The sequence below is a fragment of the [Anoxybacillus] calidus genome (assembly GCF_013760845.1).
GTDB classification, from domain to species: domain Bacteria; phylum Bacillota; class Bacilli; order Bacillales; family Anoxybacillaceae; genus Paranoxybacillus; species Paranoxybacillus calidus.
Genome location: NZ_JACDUU010000012.1, coordinates 1 through 14,911, shown reverse-complemented (window position 1 = coordinate 14,911; position 14,911 = coordinate 1). Strand labels below are relative to the sequence as shown.

The window sequence follows — 14,911 nt, the reverse complement described above, 5'->3', positions numbered from 1 at the left end:
TGTTAGTGATACGATTAAGAAGGTGGATAGATAAAGTACAAAGAGGTATTTAACATATGTTAGAGAAAGTTCGTTTGTTTTTAAAAAAACACGATTTGCTTGCTCCTAACTCTACCGTAGTAATAGGCGTTTCCGGTGGTCCCGATTCGCTTGCTTTATTGCACATATTTTCAAAATTACGAAATGAATTCCAGCTTCATATTATCGCTGCTCATGTCGACCATATGTTTCGTGGTCAACAATCTGAAGAAGATATGAAGTTTGTGAAACATTTTTGCGCTGAGCTCGGTATTATATGTGAAGCGAAGCAAATTAATGTACCGGAGTTTCAAAAGCGTTCGCGGCTAAGTGCTCAAGCGGCAGCGCGTGAATGCCGGTATCACTTTTTTGAGGAAGTGATGAAAAAGTACTCTGCTCGTTATTTAGCACTTGGCCATCATGGAGATGACCAAATTGAAACGATTTTGATGAGGCTTGTGAGAGGAAGTATTGGAAGAGGATATGGAGGAATTCCGGTAAAACGAAAGTTTGGTCTAGGTTACATTATTCGTCCCCTTTTGTCTGTTAGCCGGGATGAAATAGAAGCGTATTGTGAGGAACATCAATTACAGCCTCGCTATGACCCGAGCAATGAGAAAAATAACTATACAAGAAATCGATTTCGTCATTACGTTGTTCCTTTATTAAAAAAAGAAAATCCAAATGTACATGAACGGTTTCAGCACTATAGCGAAATGGTAGCAGAAGATGAAGCTTTTTTAGAGGAATTAACTTTGCAGACGCTGAATAAGGTAATTAGAAGACAACAAGGAAAAATAACACTGCAAATTGAACCGTTCAAGACAATCCCTAAACCTTTACAAAGAAGAGGGATTCAACTAATATTAAACTATCTTTATAGGGATATTCCTCCTGATTTATCCTCTATACATATAAGCAGTTTATTAACTTTTTTAGATCGTAAATGTCCGTCAGGAAGGTTGGATTTTCCCAACGGCTTAAAAATTATTCGCTCGTATGATATTTGTACGTTTACGTTTCAAGAAGAGCGAATGGATACGTATCGCTTTAAAATTGAAGTTCCTTCCGTTTTGTCTCTCCCAAACGGATATGCAATCATTAGTGAAGTTTGGGAACACTATCCTAAGGAGCTTACAGGAAATGATGTATTTATTATCGATTCAGAGTCTGTATCGCTTCCGTTATACGTTCGAACAAGGCGTGCTGGCGACCGAATGACTTTAAAGGGGACAGACGGTACAAAAAAGATTAAAGATATTTTTATCGATGCGAAAATTCCTTTAGCGGAAAGAGAAAGATGGCCAATTGTTGAAGATGGAATTGGAAATATCCTATGGCTTCCTTGTTTAAAAAAATCAAGTTATGAAGCAACTGATATTACAAAAAAGCGCTATATTGTATTACACTATAAGGAGCAATGAACATCTGGGAGGAAAGTGAGTATGAGCATGAATCAAGATATTGAAAAAGTATTGATTACAGAGGAACAAATTCAACAAAAGGTAAAAGAATTAGGTCAATTGCTTACGAAAGAGTACGAGGGCCGTTTTCCATTGGCTGTCGGTGTATTAAAAGGTGCTATGCCGTTTATGGCTGATTTATTAAAGAATATTGATACATACTTAGAAATGGATTTTATGGACGTATCAAGCTATGGGAATGCTACAGTGTCATCTGGGGAAGTAAAAATTTTAAAGGATTTAAATACTTCTGTTGAGGGACGCGACATTCTTATCATTGAAGATATTATTGACAGCGGTTTGACATTGAGTTATTTGGCTGAACTATTCCGATATCGCAAGGCAAAATCAATTAAAATTGTCACTCTTTTAGATAAGCCGTCGGGACGTAAGGCCAATATTGAAGCTGACTATGTTGGATTTATTGTGCCTGACGAATTTGTTGTTGGATATGGACTAGATTACTGCGAGAAATACCGAAATCTTCCATATATTGGCGTGTTAAAACCGGAAGTGTACAGCAAATAATTTTTTATTGCAGATACTTTGCATAAGACAAGGCAATTTGTTGTGTTGGAATGATTTTCTATGATACTATTGAGTATAGCGTGTTTGATGTGGGAGGAGGTAAGAAATGAATCGGATCTTCCGTAATACGATATTTTATTTATTGATTTTTCTTGTTGTCATTGGCGTTGTTAGTTTCTTTAATGGAAGCAATCAACGGACTGAACCGATGACATATGATGCATTTATGACGCATTTGGAAAATGGCGATGTCAAATCGCTTTCAATGAAGCCAGAGCGAGGCGTGTATGAAATAAGAGGTCAATTAAAGACTTATGAAGAAGACCAATACTTCTCAACATATGTTGTTAATAGTGATAAAGTTCTTGATCGTATTGATGCAGCCGCTGAACGAGCAAGGGTAGAAGTGATGCCAGCGGACGAAACAAGCGGTTGGGTGACTTTCTTCACTTCCATTATCCCATTTGTCATCATTTTTATTTTGTTTTTCTTCCTGCTTAACCAGGCGCAAGGCGGCGGGAGCCGGGTAATGAATTTCGGTAAAAGCAGAGCGAAACTGTACAATGAAGAAAAGAAAAAGGTTCGCTTTAAAGACGTAGCTGGTGCGGATGAGGAAAAGCAAGAGCTTGTTGAAATTGTAGAGTTTTTAAAAGACCCACGCAAATTTGCCGAGCTTGGCGCACGTATTCCAAAGGGTGTTCTACTTGTTGGTCCGCCGGGTACAGGTAAAACGTTATTGGCACGTGCGGTTGCTGGAGAAGCGGGCGTTCCATTTTTCTCTATCAGTGGTTCTGATTTCGTTGAAATGTTTGTCGGTGTCGGTGCGTCACGTGTACGTGACTTATTCGAGACAGCGAAAAAGAATGCTCCGTGTATTATCTTTATTGATGAAATTGACGCAGTCGGTCGTCAACGTGGTGCAGGTCTTGGCGGCGGACATGATGAGCGCGAGCAAACATTAAACCAATTGCTTGTTGAAATGGATGGTTTCAGCGGCAATGAGGGAATTATTATTATTGCAGCGACAAACCGTCCGGATATTTTAGACCCTGCTTTATTGCGTCCGGGACGTTTTGACCGACAAATTACGGTTGACCGTCCAGATGTAAAGGGACGTGAAGAGGTATTAAGAGTTCATGCGCGCAACAAACCTTTAGATGAATCCGTTGACTTAAAAACGATTGCAATGAGAACACCTGGATTTTCAGGAGCTGACTTAGAGAATCTGCTTAATGAAGCAGCGCTCGTAGCAGCGCGTCAAAACAAGAAGAAAATTGACATGAGCGACATTGACGAGGCAACAGATCGCGTCATTGCTGGGCCAGCGAAAAAGAGCCGCGTCATTTCCGAAAAAGAGCGCAAAATTGTCGCTTACCATGAGGCGGGGCATACAGTTATTGGTATGGTGCTTGATGACGCCGATATGGTTCATAAAGTAACGATTGTACCGCGAGGACAAGCGGGCGGTTATGCTGTGATGCTTCCGAAAGAAGACCGTTACTTTATGACAAAACCGGAGCTTTTAGATAAAATTACTGGTCTGTTAGGCGGCCGCGTTGCCGAGGAAATTGTGTTTGGTGAAGTAAGTACTGGGGCACACAATGACTTCCAACGTGCAACAAGTATTGCTCGCCGTATGGTAACAGAGTTTGGAATGAGCGAAAAGCTTGGACCGATGCAGTTCGGTCAGTCTCACGGTCATGTCTTTTTAGGTCGGGACCTTCATAATGAACAAAATTACAGCGATCAAATCGCTTATGAAATTGATTTAGAAATTCAACGCATTATTAAAGAATGCTATGAAAGAGCAAAACAAATTTTAACAGAGCAGCGTGATAAGCTTGAGTTAATTGCGAAAACGCTGTTAGAGGTAGAAACATTGAATGCAGAGCAAATTAAACACTTATTTGAGCATGGTACGCTTCCTAACTATGGAGCAAACGGCTCTGATCAAAATGTGGATGATGTCAAAGTAAACATTCATACGAAGAAAGACGAAGAATAAGAGGCTGACCCTAAGCGAAGTGTCAGACCCCACAACCACAATATATAGTATATAACAATGGAAAAAATACACTATATATCATGAGTTGTGCGTGAGGTCAGACACTTTTGGGGTCAGCCCCTTTTTTTCAATCTAATTGTTTGTCTTGTTCATGATCACTTATGATATGATGAAAAAAGCAAAAATTTGTGAAAAGTGGGGATGAAGCAATGATTTTTGTTTTGGATGTAGGGAATACAAACACGGTTTTAGGGGTATATGAAGGAGAAGAGCTAAAGCATCATTGGCGCATCGAGACAAGCCGCAGCAAAACTGAAGACGAGTATGGCATGATAATTAAATCGTTACTAAATCATGTCGGTCTTAATTTTTCCGACATTGATGGCATCATTATTTCTTCTGTTGTGCCACCGATTATGTTTGCGCTTGAGCGCATGTGTTTGAAATATTTCCATATCAAGCCGCTTATCGTCGGACCTGGAATTAAAACAGGATTAAATATTAAATATGACAATCCAAAAGAAGTAGGTGCAGACCGAATTGTAAATGCTGTTGCCGGCATACATTTATACGGAAGTCCGCTTATTATTGTTGATTTTGGCACCGCTACTACGTATTGTTACATAAATGAGCATAAACAATATATGGGCGGAGCGATTGCACCTGGAATTACAATTTCTACGGAAGCATTATATTCTCGTGCTGCGAAATTGCCGCGTATTGAAATCGCTCGCCCTGATGATATTATCGGCAAAAATACGGTTAGTGCGATGCAAGCGGGAATATTATACGGCTACGTCGGACAAGTGGAAGGTATTGTGTCACGAATGAAGGCGCAAAGTCCGGTTCCGCCTAAAGTGATTGCAACGGGTGGGTTAGCTCCTCTTATTGCGGAAGAGTCAAAAGTCATCGATATTGTTGATCCATTTTTAACATTAAAAGGACTACAGCTTTTATATGCAAAAAACGTCGAGAAAAAATATGATGAAAGGTGAGTTTACAACATGTCAGACTATTTAGTGAAAGCATTGGCATATGATGGACAAGTAAGAGCATATGCAGTACGTACAACCGCAACAATTAATGAAGCGCAACGCCGTCATCAAACATGGCCGACCGCTTCAGCGGCTCTTGGTCGGGCGATGACCGCAGGTGTCATGATGGGAGCGATGCTGAAAGGGGATAGTAAACTAACGATTAAAATTGAAGGCGGCGGTCCAATTGGTACGATTCTCGTTGATAGTAACGCTAAAGGTGAGGTAAGAGGATATGTTTCTAACCCCCAAGTCCATTTTGAGTTAAATCAATATGGAAAGCTTGACGTTGCTAGAGCAGTTGGGACAGCGGGTACATTAACTGTTGTAAAAGATTTAGGTTTACGCGATTATTTTACTGGTCAAGTACCGATTGTTTCTGGTGAATTAGGGGAAGATTTTACTTATTATTTCGTTTCCTCCGAACAAACGCCTTCTTCTGTCGGTGTTGGTGTGCTCGTCAATCCTGATAATACGATTCTTGCTGCGGGTGGCTTTATTCTTCAATTAATGCCGGGGACAGAGGAGAAAACGATTGATGAAATAGAGAAAAGATTAAAGTCGATTCCACCTGTTTCCAAGATGATTGAGAAAGGATTAACACCAGAAGAAATACTATATGAGTTGTTAGGAAAAGATAATGTGAAAATTCTCGAGACACTTCCTGTTGCTTTCGTGTGCCGTTGCTCAAAAGAGAGAATTGCTGATGCAATTATTAGCCTTGGGGCCAAAGAAATTCAAGAAATCATTGAAGAGGAAGGACATGCTGAAGCATCATGTCACTTCTGTAATGAGACATATCATTTTACAAAAGAAGAATTAGAGGAATTGAAACGATTTGCTGAAGGGCGCTATGAATAAATTACGCAAAATGATTGACAATTTAGAAAATAACTGGTACATTTTTTACAAATTCTATAAAATTACTCGGGATTAGGGGTGGAGAATATGGCACACGTAGCAAATTCGATTACAGATTTAATCGGCCGAACGCCGGTTGTCAAACTAAATCGTCTTGTGGATGAGGATAGTGCAGAAGTATATTTAAAACTAGAGTTTATGAACCCAGGAAGCAGTGTAAAAGACCGAATTGCCTTGGCAATGATCGAAGCAGCAGAAAAAGCAGGAAAAATTAAGCCGGGAGATACAATTATCGAGCCGACAAGTGGAAACACAGGTATTGGTTTAGCGATGGTTGCTGCAGCAAAAGGATATAAGGCGATTCTTGTCATGCCTGATACGATGAGTTTAGAGCGCAGAAATTTATTGCGCGCTTATGGAGCGGAGCTTGTTTTGACTCCTGGGAGTGAAGGAATGCGTGGGGCAATTCGTAAGGCAGAAGAGCTTGCGAATGAACATGGCTACTTTATGCCGCAACAGTTTAAAAATGAAGCAAATCCAGAGATTCACCGTTTAACAACGGGTCCTGAAATTGTTGAGCAAATGGGAGATCAGCTTGATGCATTTGTTGCTGGTATTGGTACAGGGGGAACGATTACAGGTGCTGGTGAAGTGTTACGTGAAAAATATCCAAATATAAAAATTTATGCAGTAGAACCGGCTGATTCACCAGTGCTTTCCGGTGGCAAACCAGGACCGCATAAAATTCAAGGAATTGGCGCAGGATTCGTTCCAGACATTTTAGATACAAATATTTATGATGAAGTGATTACAGTAAAAACGGAAGAAGCATTTGAAGCCGCTCGTCGTGCTGCGCGCGAAGAAGGAATATTAGGCGGTATTTCTTCGGGGGCTGCTATTCATGCCGCGTTAAAAGTGGCAAAGCAGTTAGGAAAAGGGAAAAAAGTTTTAGCGATTATTCCAAGCAACGGTGAACGTTATTTAAGTACAGCACTATATCAATTTGAAGAATAAAACGGGGGAGTCGCCCTCTTTAAAACTAGCGTCTTTCATTTTGAAAATGCTGTTAGTTAGAACGGTATTACACGAATTCGACAGGGGTTGTTCCCTGTCGAAATTTTTTTATTAATGATATGTGCCTTCATTCATTGTACAATAGGCTTATGAGTAACAGCATTAGGAGAGTGACAACAATGTTGGGGCACGCGAGAATCGCAGCAGAGCGTAAAATTCCATATAAACAACAAGACTGGTTTCAACAATATAAACATTTAGCAAAAAACGAGCCGTACCATGTATTGTTGGAAAGTGGCCGCGATGGAAGATACAGCATTATGGCATTTCGGCCGGTTGGAATTGTTCAGGGGAAAGGGAATAAGCTTACCATTCGATATAAAGGACGAGAGGAACAACATGAGGGAAATCCGTTGCTTCTCATGAAGCAGTGGTTTGCTCAATTTCAGACAAAATCTCTTGTTGACGGTCCTGATTTTCAAGGTGGGGCAATCGGATATATCAGTTACGACTGCGCGCGCTATATTGAACGTTTACCTAATTGGGCCCAAGACAATTTACAAATTCCCGACTTATATTTTCTTATTTTTGATGATGTATTTATTTATAATCATCTTACTGAAACACTGCATATCATTACCCATTACATCGAAGGGGAAGAAGATGAAGCGCAAAAACGCCTATCCTTGTATGAATCATTATGGCTTGAACGTATAAGTGACCAAGAAGTGTTTCCGTTTGTTCCGACGAACGCAACCGAAGCGGTTTCCATGACAGAAACACAATTTATAGAGGCGGTTGAGAAAGTAAGAAATTATATTGCGCAAGGAGATGTGTTCCAAGTTAATTTATCGGTGCGACAATCGAAGCCGCTGTTCACTCATCCTTTTTCGATTTATGAAAAACTTCGTCTGCTTAATCCATCCCCATATATGGCGTATTTGCAATTCCCTGAATTTCAAATTGTCAGCGGTTCACCTGAGCTGCTTGTCAAGAAAAAAGGGGATAAAATCAGCACGAGACCTATTGCTGGTACACGTTCGCGAGGGAAAACGCTGCAGGAGGACATGGCAATTGCCAGTGAATTAATTAATAACGAGAAAGAGCGGGCGGAGCATATAATGTTAGTTGATTTGGAACGAAACGATTTAGGTCGTGTGTGCAAATACGGAACGGTGAAAGTAGATGAATTTATGACGATTGAAAAGTACTCTCATGTGATGCACATTGTTTCTCATGTATCGGGAGAATTAGCGGAAGGAAAAGATGCATTTGATGTCATTAAAGCAGTTTTTCCAGGCGGAACGATTACTGGAGCACCAAAGGTACGTACGATGGAAATTATTGAAGAATTGGAGCCAGTGCGTCGTGGTATTTATACAGGCTCCATCGGCTGGATTGGTTTTAACGGGGACATGGAACTCAATATTGTCATTCGCACGATGATCGCTAAAGATGGACTGGCACATGTTCAAGCAGGAGCTGGGATTGTCATTGATTCTCGTCCTGAATACGAATACAAAGAGTGTTTGAAAAAAGCATTTGCGCTTTGGAAAGCAAAAGAGCTGAGCGAAGCAGAGTACGAATCTATGAGCATGAGGTGAGAAAAAGATGATTTTAATGATTGATAATTACGATTCATTTACGTATAACTTAGTACAATATTTAGGGCAATTAGGAGAAGAATTAATTGTTAAACGAAATGATGAAATAACAATTAAGGAAATAGAAAAGCTGAGTCCGGAATTTTTAATGATTTCACCTGGTCCATGCAGCCCGAATGAGGCAGGAATTAGTATGTCAGCGATTGAGCATTTTGCTGGAAAGATACCGATTTTTGGAGTGTGCCTTGGTCATCAGTCGATTGCTCAAGTGTTTGGCGGAGATATTGTGCGGGCAGAGCGGTTAATGCACGGGAAAACATCGCAAATTTTTCACGATGGAAAAACGATTTTCACAGGCTTGCCTCAACCGTTTACCGCTACTCGTTATCATTCGCTCATTGTCAAAAAAGAAACACTGCCAGACTGCTTTGAAGTTTCTGCTTGGACAGATGCGGATGAAATTATGGCGATTCGCCATAAAACATTGCCGATTGAAGGTGTCCAATTCCATCCAGAATCGATTATGACAAGCCATGGATTAGAGATGTTAAAAAACTTTATTGATCAGTATAAAAGGGTTCGATAATGATGTACGTTTACGTAAATGGCAGCATTGTTAAAAAAGAAGAAGCACGTATTTCGCCATTTGACCATGGTTTTATGTATGGGCTTGGCTTATTTGAAACGTTTCGCACTTATGAAGGACATCCTTTTTTATTAGATGATCATCTTCAACGTTTAAACGATAGCTTGCGAGAGGTAAACATTAAATTGCAATTAAAGCGCGCTGAAATTATAGAAATCATTCATCAATTACTAGAAGCTAACAAAATGAAAGACGCTTATGTTCGCCTTAATGTTTCCGCAGGGATAGGCGATTTGGGATTACAGACGAATGAGTATGAAGAGCCAACGATGATTGTTTATATGAAGCCTGTTCCGCATTTTTCTTCCAATGAAAAGGTATGTAAGATTTTAAACACAAGGAGAAATAGTCCAGAGGGAGAAAAACGCTTAAAATCTCATCACTACTTAAATAACATTTTTGGCAAGAGAGAAATCGGGAATAATCCTAACATAGAGGGGATTTTTCTCACTGAAGCTGGTTTTGTAGCTGAAGGGATAGTTTCTAATATTTTTTGGGTAAAAAATGGTGTTGTTTATACTCCTTCGGTTGATACGGGAATTTTAAACGGTATTACAAGACAATTTGTGTTAACGCTGCTTTCCGTATTAGAAATTGAGTACGAAGAAGGATTGTATAAGCTTAATGAGTTAGAGCAGGCAGACGAAATATTTTTAACCAATTCGATTCAAGAAATTGTTCCCGTTCGGCAGTTCAATACCAGAGTGTATCCAGGGATTGAAGGTTCATTGAGTAAAATGTTAAAACAACAATATCAGCGTTTTACAACGTCTTTATGGACAAGATGTCAATTAAAAGAAAGGATCGAAAAGTAATGAGCAATTTTATCATCGATTGCGGTTCTTATCAGTTAAACCTACAACATAAAACGCTCATTATGGGCATTTTAAATGTGACCCCAGACTCCTTTTCCGATGGCGGTAAATTTAATGCGATTGACCTTGCAGTGGAACATGCAAAAAAGCTAGTCGCTGATGGGGCGGATATTATTGACATCGGTGGCGAATCAACGAGACCTGGGGCTGAGAAGGTACCGTTAGACGAAGAACTAAGACGCGTTATTCCTGTCATCAAGGCTGTGTCAGAAGCCGTTGATGTTCCAATTTCTGTAGATACGTATAAGGCAGAGGTCGCGAAACAGGCGATTGAAGCGGGAGCGCATATCATTAATGACGTATGGGGAGCAAAAGCCGATCCACAAATGGCGGAAGTAGCCGCTTATTATAACGTACCGATTATTCTTATGCATAATCGTCATAATCGAGATTATAAGAACCTGATACCTGATATGATTGCTGATTTGTTTGAAAGCATTTCAATCGTAAAAAAAGCGGGAGTCAAGGATGAGAAAATTATTTTAGACCCCGGCATTGGCTTTGCGAAAACATTTGAACATAACCTTGAAGTGATGCGAAATTTAGAGCAATTTACCAAATTAGGATATCCTGTTTTGCTGGGAACATCGCGGAAGTCGTTTATTGGGCATGTTCTAGATCTTCCTACAGACGAGCGCGTTGAAGGAACGGGAGCTACCGTTTGTCTTGGAATTGCGAAAGGTGTGCAAATTGTCCGTGTTCATGATGTGCTCCCAATTGCCCGAATGGCGAAAATGATGGATGCGATGCTCGGTAAAGGAGGGGAACATAATCGATAAAATTTATGTAAACCGGATGCAATTTTACGGTTATCACGGTGTATTTCCAGAAGAAAATAAATTGGGTCAAATGTTTTTGGTAGATTTGGTTATTGAAACGGATTTAAGAAAGGCTGGGCAAAACGATGATTTGAATTATACGATTAATTATGCAGAACTGTATCGTATCTGTCGGGAAATTGTTGAAGGAAAGCCATTTAAGCTGATTGAGACAGTAGCTGAGAAAATCGCTGACACCATCTTAGCCACTTTTCCCTCCATCTCTAATTGCAAAGTAAAAGTAATAAAGCCAAATCCGCCAATACGGGGACATTATGAGTCAGTGGCAGTAGAAATAGTAAGGGGTCGTTAAATGGTAAATAATGCATATATTGCTCTTGGATCAAATATTGGTAATCGCCTTCGGTATCTGCATGATGCAGTAAGAAAATTAGATGAACATGAGCAAATTTCTGTTGTTGATACATCTTCAATATATGAGACAGAACCAGTTGGCTACGTAGAACAAGATTATTTTTTAAATATGGTCATCCAAGTCAAAACCACCCTTTCTCCGTTTGCATTATTAGAAGTGACGCGAAAAATTGAAGATGATCTTGGAAGAAAACGGGAGATTCACTGGGGGCCAAGAACGTTAGACCTTGACATTTTATTGTATAATCAAGAAAATATTGAGACAGAGCAACTTATCATTCCGCATCCTCGCATGCTGGAGAGAGCATTTGTATTAGTGCCGCTTTTAGAGCTTAATCCTAATATTTGCATTCCTAACAATAAAAAAAATTTATTATTGATAATAGATGAACTACCGGACAAAGAAGGGATTTGTATATGGAAGCAGAAAAGTGGGGAAGACGTATTCGCGCTTTTCGAAAACTAAAAGGACATACACAGGAAAGCTTCGCTAAAGAATTGGGAGTATCTGTGTCTGTTTTAGGTGAAATAGAGCGTGGTAACCGCTTGCCAACAGAACAGTTTTTGCAGATGGTGGCTGAACGGTTAAATATCACAGTAGAAGAGCTTTCTCCACCAAAACATAATACCTAATACATTTTAAAAGAAGGAGGGTGGAACATGTTAAAAATCGGTGATATTGAAATGAAAAATCCTGTCGTATTGGCTCCGATGGCGGGGGTTTGTAATTCTGCATTTCGTTTAACAGTGAAAGAATTCGGAGCTGGCCTTGTTTGTGCGGAGATGGTTAGCGATAAGGCGATTTTATTTAATAACCAAAAAACGATGGGGATGTTATATATCGATGAGCGGGAGAAGCCGTTAAGTCTGCAAATTTTTGGCGGAGAAATAGAAACATTAGTTGAAGCAGCAAAATTTGTTGATAAAAATACAAATGCCGATATTATTGATATCAATATGGGATGCCCTGTTCCAAAAATTACAAAATGCGATGCTGGGGCGAAATGGTTGTTAGACCCTAACAAAATTTATGATGTAGTGGCTGCGGTTGTCGATGCAGTAGAAAAACCAGTTACAGTGAAAATGCGGATTGGCTGGGATGAAAATCACATTTATGCGGTCGAAAACGCCCAAGCTGTTGAGCGTGCCGGGGGTAAAGCGGTTGCTGTTCATGGAAGAACAAGAGCACAAATGTATGAAGGAAAAGCAGATTGGAATATTATTAAGCAAGTAAAAGAAGCGGTAAGTATTCCGGTTATTGGGAATGGGGATGTACAAACTCCACAAGACGCGAAAAGAATGCTGGAAGAAACAGGCGTAGATGGTGTAATGATTGGACGTGCAGCTCTTGGAAATCCATGGATGATTTATCGTACCGTACGTTATTTAGAAACAGGAGAGCTCATCCCTGAACCGTCTGTTCGAGAGAAGATTGATGTATGTATTTTACACTTAGATCGTTTAATCGCATTAAAAAATGAACATATTGCAGTAAAAGAAATGCGCAAACATGCTGCTTGGTATTTAAAAGGTATTCGAGGAAATGCGAAGATTCGCAATGCGATTAACGAATGTAATACACGTGAAGAACTTGTCTCACTTTTAACAAATTTTGCGGCAGAGGTAGAAGAAAAACAACAAAACAGCGCTCAAGCTGTATAATGAATTTGATTACCGACTGCCAGCTCTTTTGCTGGCAGTATTTCTTATAAATATAAAATGTACAATGGAGTGAATTACATGAGTCATGAAGAATTAAATGATCAATTGTTAGTTCGTCGGGAAAAGTTGAATAAATTAAGAGAAAAAGGCTTAGATCCATTTGGAAAACGTTTTGAACGCACGCATAAAGCACAAGAGCTATTCGAATTATATGGAAATTTATCAAAAGAAGAATTAGAAGAGAAACAAATTAAGGTTGCCGTTGCCGGTCGGATTATGACTAAACGCGGTAAAGGTAAAGCCGGATTTGCCCACATTCAAGATGTAACAGGACAAATCCAAATCTATGTTCGTAAAGATGATGTTGGTGAAGAGCAGTACCAGCTATTTGATACTTCCGATTTAGGTGATATTGTTGGCGTTCACGGCACGGTTTTCAAAACAAAAGTGGGTGAACTATCCATTAAAGTTTCATCTTATGAGCTATTAACAAAATCATTGCGTCCTCTTCCGGAAAAATATCATGGTTTAAAAGATATTGAACAACGCTATCGTCAACGTTACCTTGATTTAATTATGAATCCGGAAAGCAAAAATACGTTTATTACGCGCAGTTTAATTATTCAATCAATGCGTCGTTATCTAGATAGCCATGGTTATTTAGAAGTAGAAACACCGATGATGCATTCAATCGCTGGAGGTGCAGCGGCTCGTCCGTTTATCACTCACCATAATGCATTAGATATTCCGTTGTATATGCGTATTGCGATTGAATTGCATTTAAAACGTCTAATTGTTGGTGGATTAGAAAAAGTATACGAAATAGGCCGTGTGTTCCGTAATGAAGGTATTTCTACGCGTCACAATCCAGAGTTTACTATGCTTGAACTATATGAAGCTTATGCTGATTATAAAGACATTATGAAGCTTACTGAAAATATGATTGCTCATATTGCTCAAGAAGTGCTAGGTACAACGAAAATCCAATATGGAGAGCATACAGTTGATTTAACACCTGAGTGGAAGCGACTTCATATGGTGGACGCAATTAAAGAATATGTTGGGGTAGACTTCTGGAAGGAAATGAGCGATGAAGAAGCGAGAGCTTTAGCAAAAGAACACGGTGTAGAAATTGCTCCACATATGACATTTGGACATATTGTAAACGAGTTCTTTGAGCAAAAAGTAGAAGACAAGCTTATTCAGCCAACATTTATTTATGGTCATCCAGTAGAAATATCACCATTGGCAAAGAAAAATCCAGATGATCCACGGTTTACAGATCGTTTTGAGTTGTTTATTGTTGGTCGCGAACATGCAAACGCATTTACTGAACTAAATGATCCAATTGATCAAAGAGAACGTTTTGAAGCTCAGTTAAAAGAGAGAGAACAAGGTAACGATGAAGCGCACGAGATGGATGAAGATTTTATTGAAGCATTAGAATACGGTATGCCGCCAACAGGTGGTTTAGGTATTGGTATTGACCGTCTTGTCATGCTATTGACTAATTCTCCATCTATTCGTGATGTGTTATTATTCCCACAAATGCGTAATAAATAATAAATCTATAGTCGGGGCTACTCATAAGTGTCTGATCTCACATACATTTCATTTATATATTGTGATTGTGTTGTGGGATCTGGCGTTTGGCTTTTGGGTCAGCCTCGGCTTAAAAATTTTTATAAAATATTGTTGACTTATTTATATCATCGTGATATATTTAGAAGCGTCGCTTTTGAGATATGAAATTTGAGATATGAAAAATAAATATAAATTAAGAACAAAAAGTTGTTGACAATAAAAACTTAAAATGATATATTAAAAAAGTCGCTTGTGGGCGACGGAAACAAATGTTCTTTGAAAACTGAACAAAACGAAGCGTCCACGTCAATTTGCTAGGTATATAAACTTTTTATTGGAGAGTTTGATCCTGGCTCAGGACGAACGCTGGCGGCGTGCCTAATACATGCAAGTCGAGCGGACCACAAAGAAGCTTGCTTCTGAG

The 14,911-nt window shown here is 39.4% G+C and carries 15 protein-coding genes and 1 rRNA gene; all 16 read left to right on the top strand.

The genetic code is table 11. From position 1 onward, the window contains the following. Positions 1 to 56: 56 nt before the first annotated feature. The gene (tilS, locus tag HNQ85_RS16375) at positions 57 to 1,442 is read left to right on the top strand and encodes a tRNA lysidine(34) synthetase TilS (RefSeq protein WP_181538787.1); all 1,386 of its coding nucleotides are present in this window, start codon (positions 57 to 59) and stop codon (positions 1,440 to 1,442) included. 21 nt (positions 1,443 to 1,463) lie between these two features. Next, the gene (gene hpt, locus HNQ85_RS16370; protein ID WP_181538786.1) at positions 1,464 to 2,009 is read left to right on the top strand and encodes a hypoxanthine phosphoribosyltransferase; all 546 of its coding nucleotides are present in this window, start codon (positions 1,464 to 1,466) and stop codon (positions 2,007 to 2,009) included. Positions 2,010 to 2,115: 106 nt separating this feature from the next. Then, a complete protein-coding gene (ftsH, locus tag HNQ85_RS16365) occupies positions 2,116 to 4,014 on the top strand; it encodes an ATP-dependent zinc metalloprotease FtsH (RefSeq protein ID WP_181538785.1) in 1,899 nt (632 codons plus the stop codon). A gap of 209 nt (positions 4,015 to 4,223) precedes the next feature. After that, positions 4,224 to 5,009 carry a type III pantothenate kinase gene (locus HNQ85_RS16360; RefSeq protein WP_181538784.1) on the top strand — a complete coding sequence of 262 codons (786 nt, stop codon included), beginning with the start codon at positions 4,224 to 4,226 and terminating at the stop codon, positions 5,007 to 5,009. A gap of 9 nt (positions 5,010 to 5,018) precedes the next feature. Next, complete coding sequence (hslO, locus tag HNQ85_RS16355; protein WP_181538783.1) at positions 5,019 to 5,909, top strand: Hsp33 family molecular chaperone HslO; 891 nt, start codon at positions 5,019 to 5,021, stop codon at positions 5,907 to 5,909. An 87-nt stretch (positions 5,910 to 5,996) separates the two neighbouring features. Next, entirely contained in the window at positions 5,997 to 6,923 is a 927-nt protein-coding gene (gene cysK / locus HNQ85_RS16350) for a cysteine synthase A (protein ID WP_181538782.1), read from the top strand. Between the two features lie 179 nt (positions 6,924 to 7,102). Beyond that, positions 7,103 to 8,527 (top strand): anthranilate synthase component I family protein, encoded by a 1,425-nt coding sequence (locus tag HNQ85_RS16345; RefSeq protein WP_181538825.1) that lies wholly within the window; start codon positions 7,103 to 7,105, stop codon positions 8,525 to 8,527. 7 nt (positions 8,528 to 8,534) lie between these two features. Then, positions 8,535 to 9,113 carry an aminodeoxychorismate/anthranilate synthase component II gene (pabA, locus tag HNQ85_RS16340; protein WP_181538781.1) on the top strand — a complete coding sequence of 193 codons (579 nt, stop codon included), beginning with the start codon at positions 8,535 to 8,537 and terminating at the stop codon, positions 9,111 to 9,113. A gap of 2 nt (positions 9,114 to 9,115) precedes the next feature. Then, a complete protein-coding gene (gene pabC / locus HNQ85_RS16335) occupies positions 9,116 to 9,988 on the top strand; it encodes an aminodeoxychorismate lyase (protein ID WP_181538824.1) in 873 nt (290 codons plus the stop codon). Next, complete coding sequence (folP, locus tag HNQ85_RS16330; protein WP_181538780.1) at positions 9,988 to 10,827, top strand: dihydropteroate synthase; 840 nt, start codon at positions 9,988 to 9,990, stop codon at positions 10,825 to 10,827. The genes pabC and folP overlap by 1 nt, the downstream gene beginning before the upstream one ends. Continuing rightward, positions 10,820 to 11,179, top strand: a complete 360-nt coding sequence (gene folB, locus HNQ85_RS16325; RefSeq protein ID WP_343046569.1) for a dihydroneopterin aldolase — start codon at positions 10,820 to 10,822, stop codon at positions 11,177 to 11,179. The genes folP and folB overlap by 8 nt, the downstream gene beginning before the upstream one ends. After that, positions 11,180 to 11,707, top strand: coding sequence for a 2-amino-4-hydroxy-6-hydroxymethyldihydropteridine diphosphokinase (gene folK, locus HNQ85_RS16320; protein ID WP_181538778.1), 528 nt, complete (start codon positions 11,180 to 11,182; stop codon positions 11,705 to 11,707). Next, positions 11,659 to 11,874, top strand: a complete 216-nt coding sequence (locus HNQ85_RS16315) for a helix-turn-helix domain-containing protein (RefSeq protein WP_181538777.1) — start codon at positions 11,659 to 11,661, stop codon at positions 11,872 to 11,874. Before folK ends, HNQ85_RS16315 begins: the two co-directional genes overlap by 49 nt. A 27-nt stretch (positions 11,875 to 11,901) precedes the next feature. Continuing rightward, the gene (gene dusB / locus HNQ85_RS16310) at positions 11,902 to 12,903 is read left to right on the top strand and encodes a tRNA dihydrouridine synthase DusB (protein ID WP_181538776.1); all 1,002 of its coding nucleotides are present in this window, start codon (positions 11,902 to 11,904) and stop codon (positions 12,901 to 12,903) included. A 78-nt stretch (positions 12,904 to 12,981) separates the two neighbouring features. Next, positions 12,982 to 14,466 (top strand): lysine--tRNA ligase, encoded by a 1,485-nt coding sequence (gene lysS, locus HNQ85_RS16305; protein WP_181538775.1) that lies wholly within the window; start codon positions 12,982 to 12,984, stop codon positions 14,464 to 14,466. A 352-nt stretch (positions 14,467 to 14,818) separates the two neighbouring features. After that, positions 14,819 to 14,911: ribosomal RNA gene (locus tag HNQ85_RS16300) — 16S ribosomal RNA — on the top strand; the annotation flags it as partial.

Coding starts and splice junctions, on each gene's coding strand:
- folK (WP_181538778.1), top strand. CDS start 11,180: ATGGTAAATAATGCATATATTGCTCTTGGATCAAATATTGGTAATCGC.
- HNQ85_RS16360 (WP_181538784.1), top strand. CDS start 4,224: ATGATTTTTGTTTTGGATGTAGGGAATACAAACACGGTTTTAGGGGTA.
- dusB (WP_181538776.1), top strand. CDS start 11,902: ATGTTAAAAATCGGTGATATTGAAATGAAAAATCCTGTCGTATTGGCT.
- cysK (WP_181538782.1), top strand. CDS start 5,997: ATGGCACACGTAGCAAATTCGATTACAGATTTAATCGGCCGAACGCCG.
- ftsH (WP_181538785.1), top strand. CDS start 2,116: ATGAATCGGATCTTCCGTAATACGATATTTTATTTATTGATTTTTCTT.
- pabC (WP_181538824.1), top strand. CDS start 9,116: ATGTACGTTTACGTAAATGGCAGCATTGTTAAAAAAGAAGAAGCACGT.
- pabA (WP_181538781.1), top strand. CDS start 8,535: ATGATTTTAATGATTGATAATTACGATTCATTTACGTATAACTTAGTA.
- hslO (WP_181538783.1), top strand. CDS start 5,019: ATGTCAGACTATTTAGTGAAAGCATTGGCATATGATGGACAAGTAAGA.
- HNQ85_RS16345 (WP_181538825.1), top strand. CDS start 7,103: ATGTTGGGGCACGCGAGAATCGCAGCAGAGCGTAAAATTCCATATAAA.
- HNQ85_RS16315 (WP_181538777.1), top strand. CDS start 11,659: ATGGAAGCAGAAAAGTGGGGAAGACGTATTCGCGCTTTTCGAAAACTA.
- folP (WP_181538780.1), top strand. CDS start 9,988: ATGAGCAATTTTATCATCGATTGCGGTTCTTATCAGTTAAACCTACAA.
- lysS (WP_181538775.1), top strand. CDS start 12,982: ATGAGTCATGAAGAATTAAATGATCAATTGTTAGTTCGTCGGGAAAAG.
- tilS (WP_181538787.1), top strand. CDS start 57: ATGTTAGAGAAAGTTCGTTTGTTTTTAAAAAAACACGATTTGCTTGCT.
- hpt (WP_181538786.1), top strand. CDS start 1,464: ATGAGCATGAATCAAGATATTGAAAAAGTATTGATTACAGAGGAACAA.